This is a genomic window from Stenotrophomonas sp. CS3K5 (assembly GCF_059515225.1).
The window spans coordinates 147,527-164,497 of the sequence record NZ_JCAKRX010000005.1 but is presented as its reverse complement, the minus strand read 5'-3'; the positions used below and the strand labels follow the sequence as shown (position 1 = coordinate 164,497).

The 16,971-nt window shown below is 64.8% G+C and carries 27 protein-coding genes and 1 tRNA gene; 12 read left to right on the top strand and 16 right to left on the bottom strand.

The annotated features are described in order from the left end of the window. Nucleotides 1-118: 118 nt before the first annotated feature. Complete coding sequence (locus AC5YGJ_RS09840; protein WP_496186420.1) at nt 119-679, bottom strand: energy transducer TonB; 561 nt, start codon at nt 677-679, stop codon at nt 119-121. 119 nt (nt 680-798) lie between these two features. Beyond that, on the bottom strand, nt 799-1,437 hold the full coding sequence (locus tag AC5YGJ_RS09835) for an energy transducer TonB (protein WP_496186419.1): 639 nt from the start codon (nt 1,435-1,437) through the stop codon (nt 799-801). Between the two features lie 113 nt (nt 1,438-1,550). Between AC5YGJ_RS09835 and serS the strand changes: the two genes are divergently transcribed. Then, the gene (serS, locus tag AC5YGJ_RS09830) at nt 1,551-2,831 is read left to right on the top strand and encodes a serine--tRNA ligase (protein ID WP_409460202.1); all 1,281 of its coding nucleotides are present in this window, start codon (nt 1,551-1,553) and stop codon (nt 2,829-2,831) included. Nucleotides 2,832-2,935: 104 nt separating this feature from the next. Here serS and AC5YGJ_RS09825 read toward each other — a convergent pair whose 3' ends face one another. Then, a complete protein-coding gene (locus AC5YGJ_RS09825; RefSeq protein WP_249843611.1) occupies nt 2,936-3,286 on the bottom strand; it encodes an SH3 domain-containing protein in 351 nt (116 codons plus the stop codon). Nucleotides 3,287-3,453: 167 nt separating this feature from the next. Beyond that, on the bottom strand, nt 3,454-4,041 hold the full coding sequence (locus AC5YGJ_RS09820; protein ID WP_409460200.1) for an FMN-dependent NADH-azoreductase: 588 nt from the start codon (nt 4,039-4,041) through the stop codon (nt 3,454-3,456). A 127-nt stretch (nt 4,042-4,168) separates the two neighbouring features. On the opposite strand from AC5YGJ_RS09820, the gene AC5YGJ_RS09815 reads away from it, so the two are divergent. Continuing rightward, nucleotides 4,169-5,161 carry a LysR family transcriptional regulator gene (locus AC5YGJ_RS09815; RefSeq protein ID WP_107233008.1) on the top strand — a complete coding sequence of 331 codons (993 nt, stop codon included), beginning with the start codon at nt 4,169-4,171 and terminating at the stop codon, nt 5,159-5,161. Between the two features lie 54 nt (nt 5,162-5,215). Here AC5YGJ_RS09815 and AC5YGJ_RS09810 read toward each other — a convergent pair whose 3' ends face one another. Further along, on the bottom strand, nt 5,216-6,289 hold the full coding sequence (locus AC5YGJ_RS09810; protein ID WP_496186418.1) for a DUF4241 domain-containing protein: 1,074 nt from the start codon (nt 6,287-6,289) through the stop codon (nt 5,216-5,218). Nucleotides 6,290-6,413: 124 nt separating this feature from the next. Between AC5YGJ_RS09810 and AC5YGJ_RS09805 the strand changes: the two genes are divergently transcribed. After that, nucleotides 6,414-6,503, top strand: a tRNA-Ser gene (locus tag AC5YGJ_RS09805). Between the two features lie 65 nt (nt 6,504-6,568). Here AC5YGJ_RS09805 and AC5YGJ_RS09800 read toward each other — a convergent pair. The 10 genes from AC5YGJ_RS09800 to AC5YGJ_RS09755 form a co-directional block, all read right to left on the bottom strand. Beyond that, the gene (locus AC5YGJ_RS09800) at nt 6,569-6,784 is read right to left on the bottom strand and encodes a helix-turn-helix transcriptional regulator (RefSeq protein WP_010480570.1); all 216 of its coding nucleotides are present in this window, start codon (nt 6,782-6,784) and stop codon (nt 6,569-6,571) included. Beyond that, nucleotides 6,771-7,085, bottom strand: a complete 315-nt coding sequence (locus AC5YGJ_RS09795) for a hypothetical protein (RefSeq protein WP_496186417.1) — start codon at nt 7,083-7,085, stop codon at nt 6,771-6,773. Before AC5YGJ_RS09795 ends, AC5YGJ_RS09800 begins: the two co-directional genes overlap by 14 nt. Beyond that, nucleotides 7,082-7,669: a hypothetical protein gene (locus AC5YGJ_RS09790; protein ID WP_496186416.1), complete on the bottom strand. Its 588-nt coding sequence runs from the start codon at nt 7,667-7,669 to the stop codon at nt 7,082-7,084. The genes AC5YGJ_RS09795 and AC5YGJ_RS09790 overlap by 4 nt, the downstream gene beginning before the upstream one ends. Continuing rightward, nucleotides 7,666-8,397: a hypothetical protein gene (locus AC5YGJ_RS09785; RefSeq protein WP_496186415.1), complete on the bottom strand. Its 732-nt coding sequence runs from the start codon at nt 8,395-8,397 to the stop codon at nt 7,666-7,668. Before AC5YGJ_RS09785 ends, AC5YGJ_RS09790 begins: the two co-directional genes overlap by 4 nt. A gap of 1 nt (nt 8,398) precedes the next feature. Next, nucleotides 8,399-9,196 carry a hypothetical protein gene (locus tag AC5YGJ_RS09780; RefSeq protein WP_496186414.1) on the bottom strand — a complete coding sequence of 266 codons (798 nt, stop codon included), beginning with the start codon at nt 9,194-9,196 and terminating at the stop codon, nt 8,399-8,401. Further along, entirely contained in the window at nt 9,193-9,402 is a 210-nt protein-coding gene (locus AC5YGJ_RS09775; protein WP_496186413.1) for a hypothetical protein, read from the bottom strand. Before AC5YGJ_RS09775 ends, AC5YGJ_RS09780 begins: the two co-directional genes overlap by 4 nt. Before the next feature lie 87 nt (nt 9,403-9,489). Next, nucleotides 9,490-9,732 carry a hypothetical protein gene (locus tag AC5YGJ_RS09770; RefSeq protein ID WP_496186412.1) on the bottom strand — a complete coding sequence of 81 codons (243 nt, stop codon included), beginning with the start codon at nt 9,730-9,732 and terminating at the stop codon, nt 9,490-9,492. A 109-nt stretch (nt 9,733-9,841) separates the two neighbouring features. Continuing rightward, nucleotides 9,842-10,099, bottom strand: a complete 258-nt coding sequence (locus AC5YGJ_RS09765; RefSeq protein ID WP_496186411.1) for a hypothetical protein — start codon at nt 10,097-10,099, stop codon at nt 9,842-9,844. Further along, nucleotides 10,096-10,311: a hypothetical protein gene (locus tag AC5YGJ_RS09760; protein ID WP_496186410.1), complete on the bottom strand. Its 216-nt coding sequence runs from the start codon at nt 10,309-10,311 to the stop codon at nt 10,096-10,098. Before AC5YGJ_RS09760 ends, AC5YGJ_RS09765 begins: the two co-directional genes overlap by 4 nt. Then, a complete protein-coding gene (locus AC5YGJ_RS09755) occupies nt 10,308-10,499 on the bottom strand; it encodes a hypothetical protein (protein WP_279923429.1) in 192 nt (63 codons plus the stop codon). Before AC5YGJ_RS09755 ends, AC5YGJ_RS09760 begins: the two co-directional genes overlap by 4 nt. A gap of 403 nt (nt 10,500-10,902) precedes the next feature. Here AC5YGJ_RS09755 and AC5YGJ_RS09750 point away from each other — a divergent pair, with 403 nt between their 5' ends. Next, nucleotides 10,903-11,751, top strand: coding sequence for a hypothetical protein (locus AC5YGJ_RS09750; protein WP_496186409.1), 849 nt, complete (start codon nt 10,903-10,905; stop codon nt 11,749-11,751). 522 nt (nt 11,752-12,273) lie between these two features. Here AC5YGJ_RS09750 and AC5YGJ_RS09745 read toward each other — a convergent pair. After that, the gene (locus tag AC5YGJ_RS09745; protein WP_496186408.1) at nt 12,274-12,972 is read right to left on the bottom strand and encodes a S24 family peptidase; all 699 of its coding nucleotides are present in this window, start codon (nt 12,970-12,972) and stop codon (nt 12,274-12,276) included. A gap of 73 nt (nt 12,973-13,045) precedes the next feature. Between AC5YGJ_RS09745 and AC5YGJ_RS09740 the strand changes: the two genes are divergently transcribed. The 8 genes from AC5YGJ_RS09740 (at nt 13,046) to AC5YGJ_RS09705 (ending at nt 16,789) form a co-directional block, all read left to right on the top strand. Continuing rightward, a complete protein-coding gene (locus AC5YGJ_RS09740; RefSeq protein WP_496186407.1) occupies nt 13,046-13,534 on the top strand; it encodes a transcriptional regulator in 489 nt (162 codons plus the stop codon). Between the two features lie 110 nt (nt 13,535-13,644). Continuing rightward, nucleotides 13,645-14,175, top strand: a complete 531-nt coding sequence (locus AC5YGJ_RS09735) for a phage regulatory CII family protein (protein WP_496186406.1) — start codon at nt 13,645-13,647, stop codon at nt 14,173-14,175. Continuing rightward, complete coding sequence (locus AC5YGJ_RS09730) at nt 14,172-14,483, top strand: winged helix-turn-helix domain-containing protein (RefSeq protein WP_496186405.1); 312 nt, start codon at nt 14,172-14,174, stop codon at nt 14,481-14,483. Before AC5YGJ_RS09735 ends, AC5YGJ_RS09730 begins: the two co-directional genes overlap by 4 nt. A 1-nt stretch (nt 14,484) precedes the next feature. Then, on the top strand, nt 14,485-15,375 hold the full coding sequence (locus AC5YGJ_RS09725) for a helix-turn-helix domain-containing protein (protein ID WP_496186404.1): 891 nt from the start codon (nt 14,485-14,487) through the stop codon (nt 15,373-15,375). Next, complete coding sequence (locus AC5YGJ_RS09720; RefSeq protein WP_496186403.1) at nt 15,365-16,027, top strand: hypothetical protein; 663 nt, start codon at nt 15,365-15,367, stop codon at nt 16,025-16,027. The genes AC5YGJ_RS09725 and AC5YGJ_RS09720 overlap by 11 nt, the downstream gene beginning before the upstream one ends. Next, nucleotides 16,024-16,218, top strand: coding sequence for a hypothetical protein (locus tag AC5YGJ_RS09715; RefSeq protein WP_496186402.1), 195 nt, complete (start codon nt 16,024-16,026; stop codon nt 16,216-16,218). Before AC5YGJ_RS09720 ends, AC5YGJ_RS09715 begins: the two co-directional genes overlap by 4 nt. Continuing rightward, nucleotides 16,218-16,583, top strand: a complete 366-nt coding sequence (locus AC5YGJ_RS09710; RefSeq protein WP_262091485.1) for a Ref family recombination enhancement nuclease — start codon at nt 16,218-16,220, stop codon at nt 16,581-16,583. Before AC5YGJ_RS09715 ends, AC5YGJ_RS09710 begins: the two co-directional genes overlap by 1 nt. Beyond that, complete coding sequence (locus AC5YGJ_RS09705; RefSeq protein ID WP_496186401.1) at nt 16,580-16,789, top strand: hypothetical protein; 210 nt, start codon at nt 16,580-16,582, stop codon at nt 16,787-16,789. The genes AC5YGJ_RS09710 and AC5YGJ_RS09705 overlap by 4 nt, the downstream gene beginning before the upstream one ends. Nucleotides 16,790-16,971 lie beyond the last annotated feature (182 nt).

The window sequence follows — 16,971 nt, the reverse complement described above, 5'->3', positions numbered from 1 at the left end:
ACCTGGGTCGACACGAATGACGCACCCGGTAGGTGCCAACCTTGGTTGGCACGATGCTCCGCATAAAAGGACGGAGGCCGAAGCCTCCGTCGAAACATCACGAACCCCTCGTCCGCGATCAACGCTGCTCGGTGCGGAAGTCCACCGGGACCCGCACCACGCTCGCTACCGCACGGCCCTCATGGATGGCCGGCTGGAACTTCCAGTTCTGCACGGTGCTCAGCACCGCACGATCAAGATCACGGCTGCGTTCGCCACTGCGCGAAACAATCGCCGCATTGGTCACATGGCCGCGGGTATCGACATTGAGGCTGGCCACCACGCTGCCCTGCACGCCATTGCGCAGTGCCGTGGCCGGGTAGGTCGGCTTGCTGTTGCTGGCCAGCGGGCGCGCCTCGCGGTTACGCACCGCCGGCGCTGCCCGACGCTGGGTAGCGGCCGGAGCCGCCTGCCCGTTGGCAGGCACGGCCGCATCGACCAGCGGCTGCTCCGCAGCGGGCAGCATCCGCTCGCCCACCGGCGCCGGTGCCACGTCGTCCTGATTGGCGTGGCGCAGCCACAGCAGTGCAGCCGCGAACATCGCCACGATCAGTGCGATCCACATCCAGGGCGAGGTCGGCCGCTGCTGTGCGTGGCTGTCGTGCGTCGAATGAAGGTTCTCGTGGGTGGTGGCAGTCATCGCAAACTCCTTCCGTCAATTGACGACGTGCAGAGTGTTGCCCGAGTCGCCGTGCGGAAGTGTCAGTGCTGCGTCAACACCACCGGCAGGGTTCAGTTTGCCTGCCGGGCTACATTCAGTTACTGGGTCTTGAAGTCGAATGGCACTTCAATGCTGCCCGGAACGGGCTGGCCATTGCTGTGTGCCGGCGTGAAGCGCCAGCGGCGCACGGCATCGGTGGCGGCACGGTCGAGCTCGCGTGAACCGCTGCGCTGGATGACGGTGGCGTTGTTGGGATAGCCGGTGGCGTCCACATCCACGCGTACCACCACGCTGCCCGTCTCACCGGCGCGCAGGGCAGCGGCAGGGTAGGTCGGCGGTGGCGACTGGCCGGCAATCGGCATCGGCTGGCTGCTGGCGGCCACGGCAGGCGCCGGACCCGTAGCGGCCGGGGCTGCCTCGGCCACGGGGGCCGGCGGCGGCGGGGCGGTTTCCACCAGCTTCGGCGCTTCTTCTTCCACTGGCGCCGGTTTGGCATCGGGCATGTCGCTGGACCCGGCGGCGGCGGCCAGCGGTTCCGGCAGCGGTTCCACCTGGGCGGTCTCCTGTGGGGTCTGAGCGGCCGGGTCGGCGCGGAAGAATTCCTTGTCGCGGCCGGTCAGCCAGACCACCACGAACAGCAGCACGCCGACGCAGAAGGCGATGCCGGCGATCTTCAGCGCGTTGCGCGGGATATGCACAGTGAACGACTTGGCGGACGACGAGCGGGGTGCAGACATGGACCGGACCAGTACGGAATGCCCCGATTCTGCCACGCCGGGAATGAACCGGGCGGCAGAAATCCGTATAACAGGCGATAATCCCATCCCTGATACCCACCACGACACCTGCCATGCTTGATCCAGCCCTGCTCCGCCACCAGCCCGCCGACCTCGCCGAACGCCTGCGCACCAGCCGCGGCTTCGAGCTCGACGTGTCTGCCCTGGAGTCCCTGGAGGCTGATCGCAAGCGCATCCAGGTGCGAACCCAGGAGCTGCAGAGCCTGCGCAACAGCCGTTCAAAGGCGATCGGCCAGGCCAAGGCCAAGGGCGAGGACGTCTCGGCCATCATGGCCGAGGTCGCCGCCTTTGCCGATGAGCTGAAGGCCTCGGAAGTGGCGCTGGACGAGCTGCGCGAGAAGATCGAAGCGATCTCGATGGGCATCCCGAACCTGCCGGCCGATGACGTGCCGGCCGGTGCCGACGAGAACGACAACGTCGAGCAGTCGCGCTGGGGCACCCCGCGCCAGTTCGATTTCAAGGTGCTGGACCACGTTGAGCTCGGCGCGCGTAACGGCTGGCTGGACGGCGAGACCGCGGCCAAGCTGTCCGGTTCGCGTTTCACCGTGCTGCGCGGCCCGATCGCGCGCCTGCACCGCGCCCTGGCCCAGTTCATGGTCGACCTGCACACGGGCGAACACGGCTACGAGGAAACCAACGTGCCGTTGCTGGTCAACGCCGATTCGCTGCGTGGCACCAGCCAGCTGCCGAAGTTCGAGGACGACCTGTTCAAGACTGCGGTGGGTGACTCCACGCGCTACCTGATTCCGACCTCGGAAGTGCCGCTGACCAACATCGTGCGCGACGAGATCGTTGATGCCGAGCAGCTGCCGCTGCGCATGACCGCCCATTCGATGTGCTTCCGTGCCGAGGCCGGCAGCGGCGGCCGCGACGTGCGCGGCATGATCCGCCAGCATCAGTTCGAGAAGGTCGAGCTGGTGTCGATCAGCCGCCCGGAAGACAGCGACGCCGAGCACCAGCGCATGACCCGCTGCGCCGAAGTGGTGCTGGAAAAGCTGGGCCTGCCGTACCGCAAGGTGCTGCTGTGCACCGGCGACATGGGCTTCTCGGCGATCAAGACCTACGACCTGGAAGTCTGGCTGCCGTCGCAGGAAACCTACCGCGAGATCTCCTCGTGCTCGAACTGTGGTGACTTCCAGGCCCGCCGCATGCAGGCGCGCTGGCGTAACCCGGCCACCGGCAAGCCGGAACTGGCTCACACCCTGAACGGCTCGGGCGTGGCGGTCGGCCGCGCGATGATCGCGGTGATGGAGAACTACCAGAACGCCGACGGCAGCATCACCGTGCCGGAGGCCCTGCGCCCGTACATGGGCGGCCTGGAAACCATCGCCTGACAACCGGCTCGGGTGGGTGCCATGCTTGCATGGCACCGAATCCACGCATGACATGGATCTACAATGCGGGCTACATCCACGCCATGCGTGGATGAACCCCGCGATCACCCCACGACCCGCAGCTTCTCCAGCGGCACCCATCCAGGTTCGCCCGCCTCGGGCACGCACCACGCCCAACCATTGAGTGTGCGCAGCCCGCGCAGCCTCTGCCCCGGATCCACATCCAGCTCCCGGGCGCAGTAAGCCTCGGTGGCATACGCGTCACCCTGCGCATCACGACCGATCACCGGTGCCGGCACGAACCCGGGTTGCTGCCCCTCGGTCTGGCACAGGAACCAATCCTCCCAGCCCTCCGGGCCTGCGTAGCGCTCGCCCACCACCAGCGCCTGGCCTCGGCGCAGGGTGATCGGGTGCGGAAATTCGCTGCGGTGTGCAGCCGTCACGATGTAGTCCATGACCCACTGTACCGTTCCCGCCGGCCATGGCCCGGCGGGCGGGAATCGGTCCACAGAAAAACGGCCCCGCAGAGCGGGGCCGCCAGGGTGGGCCGGGATGGGGGAGGGGATCCCGGCCCGCGTTCAGCGCCTCGACGAGGAGAGAGCGGCGCCGAACGCTGGAACGCTTATGCAGCGACGGCTTCAGCCGCTTCATGCGACGGCAGGGCCGCCAGCGCCCCGGCGATGGCGTCTTCACGGTGCTGCGGCGAGTAGGCGATGCCCTCGGCACGCACGAACTCGATGTCATTGATGCCCCAGAAGGCGAACGTCTGGCGCAGGAACGGCTCCTGGAAGTCGGCCGGCGAATCGGTGTAGATGCCGCCGCGGCTGCTGACCACGATCACGCGCTTGCCGCCGGCCAAGCCGACCGGGCCGTTCTCGGTGTATTTGAAGGTGCGGCCGGCCACGGCCACGCGGTCGATCCAGGCCTTCAGGGTGGAGGGAATGCTGAAGTTGTACATCGGCGCACCGATCACCACGACGTCTGCTGCCAGGAACTGCTCGAGCACCTGTTCAGCATCGGCGGCTTCGGCCGCGTCGGCCTTGGCCAGCGAGCTGCTGCGCAGATGCGGTACCGGATTGGCGTCAAGATCGCGATAATCGACCTGCAGGCCTTCGATCTGCTGCTTGAACCGGGCCACCACGGCGGCGGTCAGGTGGCGGGAGACGGAGTTCTCGCCAAGCACGCTGGCGTCGAGATGCAGAAGCTTCATGGCAGTCACCTATGTTCTGGAAGGAAGAAGCGGGTAGGTCCCGCCGACGAAGAGAACGATAGGTTGTTGCAAAGGCGGGATAAAGGTGGTTGAATGCCACGTATTGTTCTAGATATGGAACTCGGGCATGCATGACCTTAATGATCTGTACTACTTCGCGATGGTGGTCGACCACGGCGGATTCGCCGCCGCCGAGCGCGCCCTGGGCATCCCCAAGTCGCGCCTGAGCCGCCGCATCAGCCAGCTGGAGACCGACCTGGGCGTGCGTCTGCTGCAGCGCTCCACGCGTCGCTTCGCGGTCACCGACGTCGGCACCAGCGTGCACCGCCACGCCCAGACCATGCTGGCCGAGGCGCAGGCTGCGCGCGAAGTGGTGGACCGCCTCAGTGCGGAACCGCGTGGCGTGGTGCGTGCCAGCGTGCCGGTGTCGCTGGCGCAGATGCAGCTGCCCAAGCTGCTGCCCAAGTTCCTTGAGCAGTACCCGAAGGTGCGCCTGCAGCTGAACATCAGCAACCGCCGCGTGGACATCATCAATGAAGGCTACGACGTGGCCCTGCGCGTGCGCTCGCGGCTGGACGACGACGGCAGCCTGGTGATGCGCAGCTTCGGCCAGGTGCAGGAACTGCTGGTGGCCAGCCCGAAGTATCTGGACCGCGCCGGTCGCCCGAAGGACCCGGAGGAGCTGGCCCAGCACGTCACCCTCAGCATCAGCGAAGACGAAGCGCGCCAGCGCTGGGAGCTGCATGGCCCGGAAGGCGAGGTGCGTCGGGTCGACCTGCAGCCGCGCGTGGCCGGCTTCGATTTCCCGCTGCTGCAGAGCATGGTCAAAGATGGCTTCGGCATCACCATGCTGCCGGAAACCGTGTGCGCCGATGCCGTGCGCAATGGCGAACTGGAAGTGGTGTTGCCGGACTGGTCGCTGCCGCAGGGCGTGTGCCATGCCGTGTTCGCCTCGCGTCGCGGCCTGCTGCCGGCGGTGCGCGTGTTCATCGACTTCCTGGCCGAGCACCTGCCGCCGCAGCTGGAGGCCTCGCGCCTGCATTGCGATGGTGCGTGCGAGAAGGCCAAGGAGCGGATCAAGGCCAGTGCGCTGGGCGCGCTGGCGGTGGATGCCGGCTGAGAAGGATGAACGGTAACGCCGGGCCATGCCCGGCGTTGCTGTATCCGGCGCCGATCACTTCCGCCCGAACAGCCGGACCCAGAAGCTGCGTCGCGGCGCTGCCACCGGTTCTGGCCGATCCGCGATGACCGGCGCTTCCAACACCGCCATCAGTTCGGCGCTGCGCGGCTTTTTCAGGAAACGCGCGTACTCCAGATAGCTGGTGACCCTGCTCATGTGCAGGCGCTCGGGCATCGCCGGCAGCGCAGCACCCTGCAGCAGCACCCGCAGCGCCTGCGGTCGATCCAGGCGGATCGCCTCGAACAGCGCGGTGCCACCGCAGCCGGGCTCGATCTGATTGGCGCGCTGTGGTGCGTCCTTCAGCAGAACACGCAATGCGTTGGCATCATCGCGTTCGACGGCGGCCACCAGTCGCGCCAGGGCCTCGGCTTCTTCCGGTGGCAGGCTGTCGCGATAGGCCTGGTCGGCGATCTCACGCTCGTCGCGTCCGTCACCGTTCTGGATGCACAGGAAATCAGTGACCAGCGCCACCGGATGGCCCGAGGTATCCAGCGCCCAATAGCTGGGATACACGCCGTCGCCCCAGCCACTGGTGAATACCACCAGCCCATGCGGCGAATCCTCGCCCCACGGGCGGTACTCGGCCCCTTCGTCGAGGCCGTCATGATCGACCAGTGCATTGGACCACGCACCGCCTTCCTCGCCATCGGCCTGCTCGATCAGGGCCAGCAGCGCCTGCTGGGTGTCGGTATCCATGAAGCAGCCGATGCCGGCGTCGACCGGATAGCCGATGAAGCTGTCCTCATCCAGGCCGGTCAGGTCCTGCGTGGTCCAGCGCGCCATCTGCCAATGCAGGGCCGATGCAGTGAGAGCCTGGCGAGGCTTGAACCAGGCCACGGCCAGCGCCGGGCGGCCGCTGTGCACGATGATCTCCACCGGATGACGGCCGGCCGGCGCGGTGTAGTCGGCCAGCGCCGGCGCCTCGGCCTGGACCAGCGGATCGCAGATCACCAACTGCCCGCTGCTGACCGGCAGGTGGCCGGCCAGAGTGCGATGCAGGGCCACCGCAGCCAACTGGGTGTCGTCCAGCAGGGTGGTGCGCAGGTTGGCCAGGTCGAGGTGGGCCATGGGGGCTCCGGATGCAGTCGAGCCTCCACCGTGCCGGATGCGAGGGGCGGGGGCAAGGGTGGTCTTGGGCAAATGGCCTTCACGTGCGAGAATACGGCGCTGCCCGGGCGACCGGGACCCGATTGGAGAGATGGCCGAGCGGTTTAAGGCACCGGTCTTGAAAACCGGCGAAGGGTTAAACCTTCCGTGGGTTCGAATCCCACTCTCTCCGCCAGTCTTTGCAAAAAGCTCCTAGAAATAGGGGCTTTTTCGTTTTTACAGCCTTCGCTACCCGCCCGCTTACCCATCCACCTGCAAAGGTCGGTTCTGCGCGATCTGCTGCCGAACCCAGCCTTGCACCTCGGATTGTATCCAGAGTGCGCGGCGACCGATGCGGATAGAGCGCGGGAAGCGGCCAGCCTTGATCTCTCCGTAGATGAAGGTGGTGCCCATGCCGGTCATCTGGCGCACTCGATCGAGCGACAGCAGCTCTTCCAGTCTTTCAGCCGCGCCCATGATGTCCTCCGATGCGGCGAGCCTTCGTAGGACGGTCGGCCAGCCCAAGCTGGAACTGCAGAACGTTGTCGCCGACTGTCGGTGCCGGCGCCTGGCGCGCGCTGCGCGCGGGGCGATTGAGTCGCCGCCATGAGGCGATGGCCCTCTCTGCGTCGGCATGCTTGCTGGTCGATCTGCACGCGCACTCGACCAGGTGGCCGCCGCCGGCGGCCGCACAGCGCTTGTCGTGGATGTGGCGCGCGCGGTGGCCGGCGGCGCAGTTCGGCAACCCTTCCGGGTGGCTGATATGTTCCTGGGTCATGGCTTCTGGCACTCCGGGTATTGGGCCTCAAGCCGCTCGATCAGGAAGGCGGCTTGCTTGGCGCGGTGTTCGCGGTCGTAGCGGTTGAGGGCGCCGGGTTTGGCGTCACGCAGCCACCGCAGGGGCTGGAGCAGCCATCGGGGATCGAATGGCAGCTTTGCGCGCGGGTCCACGGGTCTGAGTCGCGGGATGCAGTCGGGCCCGGACCAGTCCATGGATTCGCCGCACCTGGTGCAGGTTCCGCCCTTGAAGTGGTGGTCGCGTTCCGGCTGGACGACGCGCGGAGTTTCCCACAGAGCGCGCACGACCCAGCCGCGCTTGGCGGCGTGATAGAAGTGCTCAGGGGTGGCAGTCACCCAGCACCCGGGCCCCACGTCGTTCTTGTTGCGGTACTCCCAGCGCACGGGCGGTTGCGAGTACAGCTCCTGCAGGAGGGTGTCGCTCCACTCGCGAACCTGGTCGGCGGAGATTGGCGCGCCGGCGGCGCCCAGGCGGCGCATGGTGGTTACGACTGCGGCGACGGGCGAGGATGCCTTGGTGGCCTCGACCACGGTGGCCGGGGATACTGGCAGTGGTGCAGTCATGCGAACAGGTCCAGTTGGGCCGGCAATGGCGGCGGCAGGGTGGAGGTGGGCGCCGGCACTGCAGCAGCACGGCGTGGTTTTGCCGTAGGCGGTGCACGGCGCACTAACTGCAGGTAATCGCCGTCTCCGCGCATCTGCCAGGGACGCCCCTTGATCGGGCAAACGTCGTGGTAGCCCGCGTCGTAGTGAGTGGCCGGTGGCCCTTCGCGATACCTGAGCTGCACTTGGTAGTGCGATCTACCGGCGAACTTTGCCGGTTCAAGGTGTGGACCCGTCACGCTCTTGACGGTGAACAGCGGAAAGCACCGACTCCAGTTTGTGTCGTCGCCCGGCTGATCGGGTTGGCCATAATCAGCCCTGGGCTCGTCCTTGTACCAAGCCCAGACCTTGTCACCGACCTGGAACGGCTGCAGATCTTCAGTACCTGCATGGCTGCGATAAGGAAGCGGCGGGAACAGGTCGCGGATTGTGTACCAGTACCCGCGACCGTTCATATCGCTCAGCTGCGTCATCGGGAAGAGGGCGACGACGATGACGCCGCCGCGCATCAGATAGAACGCACGCCCGCATGGCGATGGACCTCCCTCGATGCTGCATAGGATGGCTTGACGCGACCATCCATTGACCAGTCTCCGCGAAACGATGCTGTTGGCGACCTTTAGCGCCAGATTTTGATCGATGACGCCTTTGCCTTTCGATGGTGCAGCGGTGAGCATCTGGTCAGCCATGTCAGTTCTCCGCCCGCCGCGACGGCATGGCAGAATGCCGGTGAGTCCACAGGGGGATCAGGGAATTAGCATGCTGGATGGCGTAAGTCAGTGCTGGTGGCTCAGCAATAAATGTTTCGTTGATTGGGAGGCATGGTCGGCTATCGGGACGTTCTTTGCCGCATTTCTGGCGCTGCAAATATCGCTTCGAGAACAAAGACGCAGAAGGGAAGAAGCGCTGGAACGCGCTCTTGGGCTGTCCACGCTCTTGGAACCCGACGTTCAGGAATGGCACGAGCGCATTCGGAAGTTGCGGAGCCACATCCAACACGATCACGCCCAAGCGATTAATGAGAGCTTTGAGGCAGAGGGCGGTGACGTTCTTCAAGCTCCGGCTTCCGTACGAGAAAACCTCCATCGCATCCACGAGCTGCACAAAGCGGCCCAAGGACTTGCGGTCGCGGTGGCCTGCGCTGTCGCGGCCAGGAAAATGAAGTACCAAGTTAGAAGTGCGCTGCGACCTGGCGCTGAAGATCGGATTCTGATTTTGAACATCCTGGACACGCATCTGGAGACTGCGGACACGGAGCTGGGGAAAGCCCTCGAAGAGATCAACGCACGTATATTCGCGGGGCCTAAGAAGAGGCCGTGGTGGACTCCATGGCGGCGTTGGTGAGAGCCATTGAAGCCATACGGAAGAAAGGTCGCTTGCGTCGCTGTAGGCCTTGTAGGTCGTCCACGGTAGCGGTGGCAGCACAAGCTTCCGCCTGACCGTCCCACCGAGCCACACGTCCGCTTGGGTCGTCTTGTGGTTGCTCATGCCTGCATGTCCTTGCTGGTGGTGGAGCGCACGCTGTGCGCGGCGAGGTGTTCCCAGCGTTCGGCTTCGCGCAGGTAGAATTCGTGGCGTTCCTGTCGGACGGTGGCGGCGAGCTGCACGTCGAGCAATGCGCGCTCGGCGGCGGCGCGGTTGGCCACTGCCATGCGGGCTGGATCGTCGTCGAAGATGTCGAGCTGGTTACGCACGCTGGACTCCTGGAATGGGTTGCCGGCTGGTGGAACCCGGCCGGCGCGGGTTCCCTGCGCTACAGGGGGCGAGCGCAGGGCAGGGGGTCAGTGGGTGTCGTCGGCATGTAGTGGCGCGCGCTGTCGTGCGGCCGAGCGCCGCTGAATTTCGGCGCGGAATGCCGGCCAGCAGCGGTGGGTTTCGATGACACATGCCGGGCCGAAGTAGCCGATACCAACCAGGGCGACCCACACGAACGAATGGGCGCCGGTGTAGATGGCGCGCGCGAGCAGCGCCAGCATCAGGCCGACGATGAAAGCGCAGTAGAAGGGCAGGGCCAGGTGGCGCATTACTCGGCTTCCTGTTTGGAGATGGACTCGGCCGGCGCGGTCACCGGGCCGACGGGCGGGGTGATGGGCGGGATGCCGACGGCCATGGCGGCGAAGAAGTCGTGGTCGTTCATGCGGCACCGCCTTTGACGCGGGCAAGGGCAGCAGCGCGACGCTTCCATGCCGCGCGTGCCGCAAGGAATTCGTGGTGCTTCGAGGGGGCTGCGAGCCACGCGTCGCGCGCGCGATCGTATTCGGAATCGGCAGCGATGAGCTCGGTGACTGCGTTGCGCAGCGAGTTGACCTCGCGATACTCGGCCGGGTCACCGGAAGCCGCCCGTTCGCAGAGGGCATCGAGCACCGCTAGCACATCGACAGGGCAGCTCATGCAGCACCCGCCTGTGCGTGCGCTGCGCGGCGAACGGCGGCGACGGCGCCTGCCGCGCTCTGGCCATGCCGCAGGACGGCATTGGCGGCGATGCTGGCGGCGACGACGACCTGGTAGGGGAGGAGGCCCCATCGGCGCCCGGCGCGGGCGACGATGCCGGCGGCGGCTGCCGCGCGCTGGGCGTTGGAGTGGTGGGCGATGACGGCGCTCATGCGGCGGCGTCCTGGCATTCGCCGCGAAGCTGATGCGCGGCGTGCTGGATCTCCACCGAGAGGCGGTCCGCCTCTCCGAGTTCAATGTAGAGGCTGGCAGCGCCCACCTTGATGGCGACCACACCGAGGGTGGGCATTGCGACGACAGTGGGGGGCGCCTTGCTGACGCCCAGGGAAAGGGTGGCCATGCGTGATCTCCTGCGCCCGGCCCCGGGATGGGATGGTGTTGGGCGACTGGAGATAACGTTAGCTGCGCACTAATTGTTAGTCAACAGCTATTAGCTAACAATTTTATGAACGGAGTTCCTAATGCATGGGCTGCGTGGGCCGGATGAGCGCCCCCCCTGCAAGTGATACGGCTGAGCCAGGCCGGGATACTGCAATTCTGCTTTAGGAGCGCAGTTTGCCGGATGAGGGCGTGGGCGCCTTGCCCCGCAGCCGTTGGCATGCGAAAGTGGCTAGGCAAGGGAAGCGGGCTGTTGCGAACTAGCTAGGCTGAGCTACAATGCGCGGCTTTTTTGATTTTGAACCCTGATTCAGCGGGTCGCTGATAGGGTGGTGTTGCGATACTCGGCTCAGGAGGGCCTTGACGTGACCGGAGCTGTTGCTCAAACGAAGTTTAGAGATCTTTACGAGAAGGCTGACCGGCTCTTGAGGCGGGGCGGACTTCAGATCGACATTGCGCGGCTTGCCTCAGAGGCGAAAGATCTGCGCAACGCGGACCCAGTCGAAGCACGCGAAATCTCAGCCATGGTTTCGCTGATCAAACGAGATATGCCCGCCGCAGTTGCTGAGTACGAGAGGGCGATCGAAGCTTCCGGTCGTCGTTTCGATGTGCTCGTCCGGGGAATGATGGTTCTTGGTCTCGTTGGACAATCCTCTTCCGTAGCTGATTTTTATCGCCGCTACGTCTGTATTGAGGAGCTGGACCCCGATGCTCGGGAGTACGTGGCGTCTGCGCTGGGATTTAGCGGCTGGGCTGCCGAGTCCACGATGATTCGTCTTGCAATGAAAGAGGCGGGCATGGCCTTGACCTCTAGTGCAGAGATTGAGGGTCTGGTGTTGCCACCGAAATCCAGTCATCACGACAGTGAAGCGGCGCCGGGCGTTTCGGCTTCACTGAGTTCTTTGCATATGTCGCATGGAGCATTGGAGGCCACCGGCATATCTGAGGAGTGGATCGCTGAACGAGTTGGCGCCTCATTGCGGTTCTTGCTGGATCGACACACGGACGTGATCGCCGTTCGGCCTTCGCCAGTGCCGCAAGAAGGTGGGAGGCAAGGCATCATCGTCAACTTCTTTGTCGATGTTGACGCTGAGAGCGGGAGTGCGATTGAGTGGGATCTCTTCGGCCATTTGACGTCGGAATTCCCCGACGTGCTGGACAATGAAGATGTCAGCTTTGCGCTGGTTGCCACAGGGGGCGTAAATGCCGGTTGATGCAAGGGATTTGCAGGATTTCGCAAAAAAAGCATGCCTTGAAGGCGCAGATGAGGCGACCCTTAGAGCGTCGGCTAGTCGCGCTTACTATGCGGCATATCATGCTGTTCTACCGTTTGCAGAGAAGCTTCCCGTGTCTAGCATCCAGGAGGTAGGCGCAACTCATTTGAGCCATCGTGAGATGGGGCGTCGGCTTAAGGAGTGGCATGTCAGCGGAGTATCTCCAAAGCTTCAGGCAATGAGAGTCACTGGCGGACAATTGGCAATGGCCATTCGTGCTTTGCGTCAAACACGTGAAGTGGCTGACTATCGACTGGCGGCTACACTGAGCTACAACGAAGCCCTTCAGCAGATTGACAGGGCTCGGATGGTTCTATCCAAAGTCCTCCAGATCGACGCAGTCATCGGAACCCCTGCGAGCACCTCCGCGCCGGCTCCCGTCGACGTAATCTAGATAAGCGCTTATCAGAAAAAGCCCCACTTTGCAGTGGGGCTTTTTCATTTTTACGGGTCGGGTTCTATCTAGAATTTTCGAAGGCCTGCATGGATAAGCGCCTTACCCAGGATGCTCACATCGCCAGGGTCTGGCCTATATGCCGGGAAGTCGGTGTTGACGCTCACGACGTAGAGACCGTCGCCGCGCTTCTGCAGCATCTTGATCTGCGTCTCGCCGCCGATGTTGATCAGGTAGTAGTCGTCACCGTCGAAGTAGTCGCAGCTGGTGTCGATCCAGACAATGTCGCCGTCCTCGAGCTTTGGCTTCATGGACGGCCCGCGGCCGGTGATGATCTGGATCCTGCCTGGCTTAGGTAGGTAACCGAGCTTCCTGCGGACTTCCCATTCTGCGACCTCGATGGTCTTCACCACCTCTGGGTAGTCCTGGTTGACCATCCCTGCCCCCATCCCTGCACCCCCTTCAAACAAGTCGAAGCGAACATAGCCGGGAGGCGTCTCATTCTCCGGGATTGGTGAGACAGAAACCTCTCCGTCTCCACTCCACTGGGGCCGGTCCATCCAGCCGTGGTCCTTCCCCAATGCGATGCTGATCTTCTTGGCCACGTCGTCGCCGATGTACTTCCCGCCTAGAAGCTGGGAGACATAGGACGCGGACAAGAACCCGCCCAGTTGGGCGCCTTGGTCTCGGCGTCCCTTGATCCCCTTCAGTTCAAGGGCCTCGATCAGGTGGCGAAAGTTGCGGCTGCGGATCTCTCGAATGTCCATCGCGGCAGGTTAGCTGGTAACTAATCCAATTCGTGCAGCTGCCAGCTTGCAATAAGGTGTTAGCTGTGGACTAATGGATGCCATGAACATGTCAGCCCTAGATAGAGCAGTTCAGTCGGCAGGGAGCCAGCAGGCTCTTGCTCAGCTTCTCGGCATCAAACCGCCGTCGGTATCCGGCTGGTATGACCGCTGTCGCGTTCCCGCAGAACGTTGCATCGCAATCGAGCTGGCCACCGGCGTCTCCCGCCACCAGCTCCGCCCAGACGTTTTTGGACCAGATCCTGCGGAATCTCAAACCGAGGCAGTCGCGCAGCTGCGTGCAGAAATCGATAGCCGTATGAGCAAGCGCGCGCTGCGCGCCAAGCTTGGTATGGCCAGCGACAAGCACCTCGCCACCCTGCTGCAGCTTCCCGTCGAGGAAGTAGAGGCTTGGCCGGAAGAGGGCGTCCTGCCCGCATTGCCGCAGATCCAGCGCCTGCTCGGCGCTGCGCATCAGCCAGCTGCTGCGCCCGCAAACGACGATCCCGACGCCGGCCGCATCGCCCCGGTCGACACCGCCTGAAAGGCCATCCCTCGCCTTCGTCCCTGATCTGTCTTTGTCCATGGCGCCCATCGTGCGCCGCGCGGGCCCAGCCCGAAACCCTGAAAAGCCGTCCCTCCCAAGGTGACCCGATGACCTGCCGCACCTCACCCCTCAACTGGCTCGACGTTCTCTACAACTCCGTGCGCAAAACGCCCGGCGGTGTCGTGGACGCAGCCGCTTTCCTGGCCGACCGTCGCGGCAAGTCCATGCACCCTGAAACGCTGCGCGCGAAGTTGCGCGGGCTGGAGGGTGAATCGGTCACGCTGGAAATTGCCGAACTGCTGACCGAGTGGATGCAGGAGAAGGCCGGCGGCAACGACTACGCCCTCGACTGGATGCAGGCGCTGGCCGGGCAGTTCGGCATGGCCGTCGCCACGGTCCCGCCGCCGCCCGAGGGTGGTTGGTCAGATGAAATTGGCGCCATCCAGACGAAGCTCTTGGAAATCACCACGCGGGTAGGGCGCCTGTCGGGCACTGCGGTGGATGCGATTGCTGATCGCCAGATCGACAGCGACGAAGCACGCCTGATGGTGGAAGAGGCCAACTCGCTGATCACGATGGCCCACCGCCTCATCCGCAACGTGTCGCGCGCTGCGGCAAAGGGGAGGGCGCGCCAATGAACCATCCGGCCCGCCCCACTGATCCGCAGTCCAGTCACATCGCCGCCGGCGCCCTTGCTGAAAGCGGTGCACTTCGTGTGCAGCACGCCATGACCGAGGCTGCGGTGATCCGCCATCCTAGCCAGAGCAGCCTGCACCTGTCGACACTGACTGGCCTTGACCGCCACATGTTGGGTCGCCGACTGCCTGAGCTGGCCCGCGAGGGACGCATTTGGCGCGGCCCCATCGCGCCTTGCGCAACCACCGGCAAGCCCGCATGCACCTGGTGGCCGGTTGCGCCGGGCGAGAACCTGACGCTGGGGCTCTGAAATGTCGACCATCATCATGTCGCAGTGCTGGCCGCTGCAGGGCCTGAGCGTCACGCAGAAGGCGGTGCTGATCTCGTTGGCTGATCAGGCGAACGACGACGGCGTGTGCTGGCCGGCGGTGGGCACCATCGCCGCGCGCTGCTGTATGTCTGCGCGCGCTGTGCGTACGGCAATGGATCATCTGGAGGACGTCGGTCTGCTGACCCGTGACCGCCGCTTCAACAGCAGCACGGTCTACAAGGTCACTCCGGCCAACTTCGACAAGGCCGCCGCGCCGTCGAAGGCTGGCCGTAAGGCTGGAAAGGCAGGTACTGCACCGGGCGCAGGGGCTGCGCCCCATGCAGGGGGTGCGCCCGCTGCAGGAGGGGATGCGCCCCATGCAGGAGGGGATGCACCGGGCGCAGGTCTAGGGGTGCGCCCCGTGCCGCCTAACCGTCATATAACCCTCAATGAACCGTCAGGAGAACCGTCATTTCCGGCGGGCCTGCCGGCCGCGCCGCTGGCGGTGGATTCCGAGACCGACCTGCAGGCCGCGTGCCGCGCTACCTGGGCGGCGTACGCCAGCGCTTACCGCACCCGCCACGGGGTGGCGCCTGTCCGCAACGCAAAGGTGAACAGCAACGTCCGGCAGATTGTGCAGCGACTCGGACACACCGAGGCGCCGCTGGTCGCCGCGTGGTTCCTGACCGTCAACGAGCGCTATGTGGTGCAGAACATGCACGACCTGGGCGCGCTGCTGACGAAGTGCGAGGCATACCGCACGCAGTGGGCCACCGGTCGGCAGGTGACCGAGGAAGCCGCCCGACAGACGGACAAGACGCAGACGAACCTTGGCGCGGCCGACGCAGCCAAGGCTCTACTGGCACAGCGGAGGGCGGCACATGCTGGGTGATCAGGAGCAGGATCGGCTGGTCGATCTGCTGGTAGCCACCGCCGAGGTGATTGGCGACCAGCTCAGCCCGAACGCCGCCGCCTACATGGTTTCGGACCTGGCGCAGTACCCACTCCCGATGCTGGAGCGCGCGCTGGCTTCGTGCCGACGGGAACTGAAGGCGCGGCTGTCGTTGGCCTCGATCCTCGAACGCATCGAGGACGGCCACCCGGCGCCGAACGAGGCATGGGCCAACGCGATCCGCGCCGCCGACGAAGGCGCAACTGTGGTCTGGACAGAGGAGACGCGCAATGCCTGGGCCGCCGCCCTGCCGCTGGTGCAGGCGGGCGACAAGATCGCGGCTCGGCCGGCATTCCTGGAGGTCTACACCCGGTTGGTGAAGGAGGCACGCGCTGCGCACCGGATCGCCACCTACCAGCTGTCCCTTGGCGGTGACGTGTCCGGCCGGGATAGCATCCTGCGAGAAGCAGTGGCTGCGGGCCAACTGCTGGAGGCGCAGGTGGCCGATTACCTGGGACTGCCGCCAGCTACTCCGGCGTTCAATCCGGTAGCGCTGCTGGCCGGAACGGTTGAGGCATCGCCGACAGCGGATGACCGCACCCGTGCGCGCCTGGCCGAGATCGTGGCGCTGCTGGAGGGCAAGGCGGCATGAGCCCAGATCACTTCAACTTCGAAGTGCGCCTTGTGAGCGAGCCGGTTGCGGAGGCGGGTTGGTATCTGGCCTACGGTTACGGGATCAAGCCGCTGGTGGTCTACGCGACGCGCGGGATGACTGTCTGGCGCGACGGCATGCGGCGGATCCCTATCACTCGCTATGCCGGCCCGATCCCGGAGCTGCGCTGATGTGGTCGAACGCACCGCCGCCGACCGAGGCGGAGGCAGCACGCATCGAACTGGCGAAGACCGGGCCGTGCATGGCATGCCTCGTTCGCTACGCGCAGGGACTGATGGCGAAGAAGCACGTGATCTACGGCTGCGAATACAACCACGCCAAGTCGGGAAATATCCGGCGCGGCCATTTCTTCGGCTACGCGTTGTGCCAGTGGCATCACCAGCGCTACCGAACCGAACACATGACGCAAAAGCAAATGGTGGCCCGCTGGGGCCCACCTCTGCACTGGTCAAAGAGATTCCACGAGGCGTTCGGGTCCGACGACGACCTGATCGCACAGCAGACCTACATCAACGAACTGAGGGCGGCAGCATGAAGAAGACGAAGGCCATGGTGCCGAGGATCAATCCCCAGCGTGCGCCCCGCGAGCGGCGGATGGACCACAACACGATATCCCGGCCAAAGCGAGTCAGGGCGCGTGCGGTCGCTGACGGCCCGGCCGAGACAGTGGAGCAGTTCGAGGCACGCGGTGGACAAGTGCAGCGCCTGGTGGTCGCATGGGGGCAATCGGATGCAGATTGACACGTTTGGTGCGTATGTACGTGCAGAGATGGAACACTGGGGTAGGGAATATGCCCTGCACAGGGATTGCGACTATTTGGGATATTCAACGAAGAACCTACTAGCGGTCCTGATTGAGAACAAAGGGGACATGCCAAGCAACGCGCAGGGCTACAAGCCGATCAATTCGGATAAAAGAGCTC

What these genes read in the sequence shown, in the direction of transcription:
- AC5YGJ_RS09840 (WP_496186420.1), bottom strand. Translation starts at nt 679, where the DNA reads ATGACTGCCACCACCCACGAGAACCTTCATTCGACGCACGACAGCCAC.
- AC5YGJ_RS09835 (WP_496186419.1), bottom strand. Translation starts at nt 1,437, where the DNA reads ATGTCTGCACCCCGCTCGTCGTCCGCCAAGTCGTTCACTGTGCATATC.
- serS (WP_409460202.1), top strand. Translation starts at nt 1,551, where the DNA reads ATGCTTGATCCAGCCCTGCTCCGCCACCAGCCCGCCGACCTCGCCGAA.
- AC5YGJ_RS09825 (WP_249843611.1), bottom strand. Translation starts at nt 3,286, where the DNA reads ATGGACTACATCGTGACGGCTGCACACCGCAGCGAATTTCCGCACCCG.
- AC5YGJ_RS09820 (WP_409460200.1), bottom strand. Translation starts at nt 4,041, where the DNA reads ATGAAGCTTCTGCATCTCGACGCCAGCGTGCTTGGCGAGAACTCCGTC.
- AC5YGJ_RS09815 (WP_107233008.1), top strand. Translation starts at nt 4,169, where the DNA reads ATGCATGACCTTAATGATCTGTACTACTTCGCGATGGTGGTCGACCAC.
- AC5YGJ_RS09810 (WP_496186418.1), bottom strand. Translation starts at nt 6,289, where the DNA reads ATGGCCCACCTCGACCTGGCCAACCTGCGCACCACCCTGCTGGACGAC.
- AC5YGJ_RS09800 (WP_010480570.1), bottom strand. Translation starts at nt 6,784, where the DNA reads ATGGGCGCGGCTGAAAGACTGGAAGAGCTGCTGTCGCTCGATCGAGTG.
- AC5YGJ_RS09795 (WP_496186417.1), bottom strand. Translation starts at nt 7,085, where the DNA reads ATGACCCAGGAACATATCAGCCACCCGGAAGGGTTGCCGAACTGCGCC.
- AC5YGJ_RS09790 (WP_496186416.1), bottom strand. Translation starts at nt 7,669, where the DNA reads ATGACTGCACCACTGCCAGTATCCCCGGCCACCGTGGTCGAGGCCACC.
- AC5YGJ_RS09785 (WP_496186415.1), bottom strand. Translation starts at nt 8,397, where the DNA reads ATGGCTGACCAGATGCTCACCGCTGCACCATCGAAAGGCAAAGGCGTC.
- AC5YGJ_RS09780 (WP_496186414.1), bottom strand. Translation starts at nt 9,196, where the DNA reads ATGAGCAACCACAAGACGACCCAAGCGGACGTGTGGCTCGGTGGGACG.
- AC5YGJ_RS09770 (WP_496186412.1), bottom strand. Translation starts at nt 9,732, where the DNA reads ATGCGCCACCTGGCCCTGCCCTTCTACTGCGCTTTCATCGTCGGCCTG.
- AC5YGJ_RS09765 (WP_496186411.1), bottom strand. Translation starts at nt 10,099, where the DNA reads ATGAGCTGCCCTGTCGATGTGCTAGCGGTGCTCGATGCCCTCTGCGAA.
- AC5YGJ_RS09760 (WP_496186410.1), bottom strand. Translation starts at nt 10,311, where the DNA reads ATGAGCGCCGTCATCGCCCACCACTCCAACGCCCAGCGCGCGGCAGCC.
- AC5YGJ_RS09755 (WP_279923429.1), bottom strand. Translation starts at nt 10,499, where the DNA reads ATGGCCACCCTTTCCCTGGGCGTCAGCAAGGCGCCCCCCACTGTCGTC.
- AC5YGJ_RS09745 (WP_496186408.1), bottom strand. Translation starts at nt 12,972, where the DNA reads ATGGACATTCGAGAGATCCGCAGCCGCAACTTTCGCCACCTGATCGAG.
- AC5YGJ_RS09740 (WP_496186407.1), top strand. Translation starts at nt 13,046, where the DNA reads ATGGATGCCATGAACATGTCAGCCCTAGATAGAGCAGTTCAGTCGGCA.
- AC5YGJ_RS09735 (WP_496186406.1), top strand. Translation starts at nt 13,645, where the DNA reads ATGACCTGCCGCACCTCACCCCTCAACTGGCTCGACGTTCTCTACAAC.
- AC5YGJ_RS09730 (WP_496186405.1), top strand. Translation starts at nt 14,172, where the DNA reads ATGAACCATCCGGCCCGCCCCACTGATCCGCAGTCCAGTCACATCGCC.
- AC5YGJ_RS09725 (WP_496186404.1), top strand. Translation starts at nt 14,485, where the DNA reads ATGTCGACCATCATCATGTCGCAGTGCTGGCCGCTGCAGGGCCTGAGC.
- AC5YGJ_RS09720 (WP_496186403.1), top strand. Translation starts at nt 15,365, where the DNA reads ATGCTGGGTGATCAGGAGCAGGATCGGCTGGTCGATCTGCTGGTAGCC.
- AC5YGJ_RS09715 (WP_496186402.1), top strand. Translation starts at nt 16,024, where the DNA reads ATGAGCCCAGATCACTTCAACTTCGAAGTGCGCCTTGTGAGCGAGCCG.
- AC5YGJ_RS09710 (WP_262091485.1), top strand. Translation starts at nt 16,218, where the DNA reads ATGTGGTCGAACGCACCGCCGCCGACCGAGGCGGAGGCAGCACGCATC.
- AC5YGJ_RS09705 (WP_496186401.1), top strand. Translation starts at nt 16,580, where the DNA reads ATGAAGAAGACGAAGGCCATGGTGCCGAGGATCAATCCCCAGCGTGCG.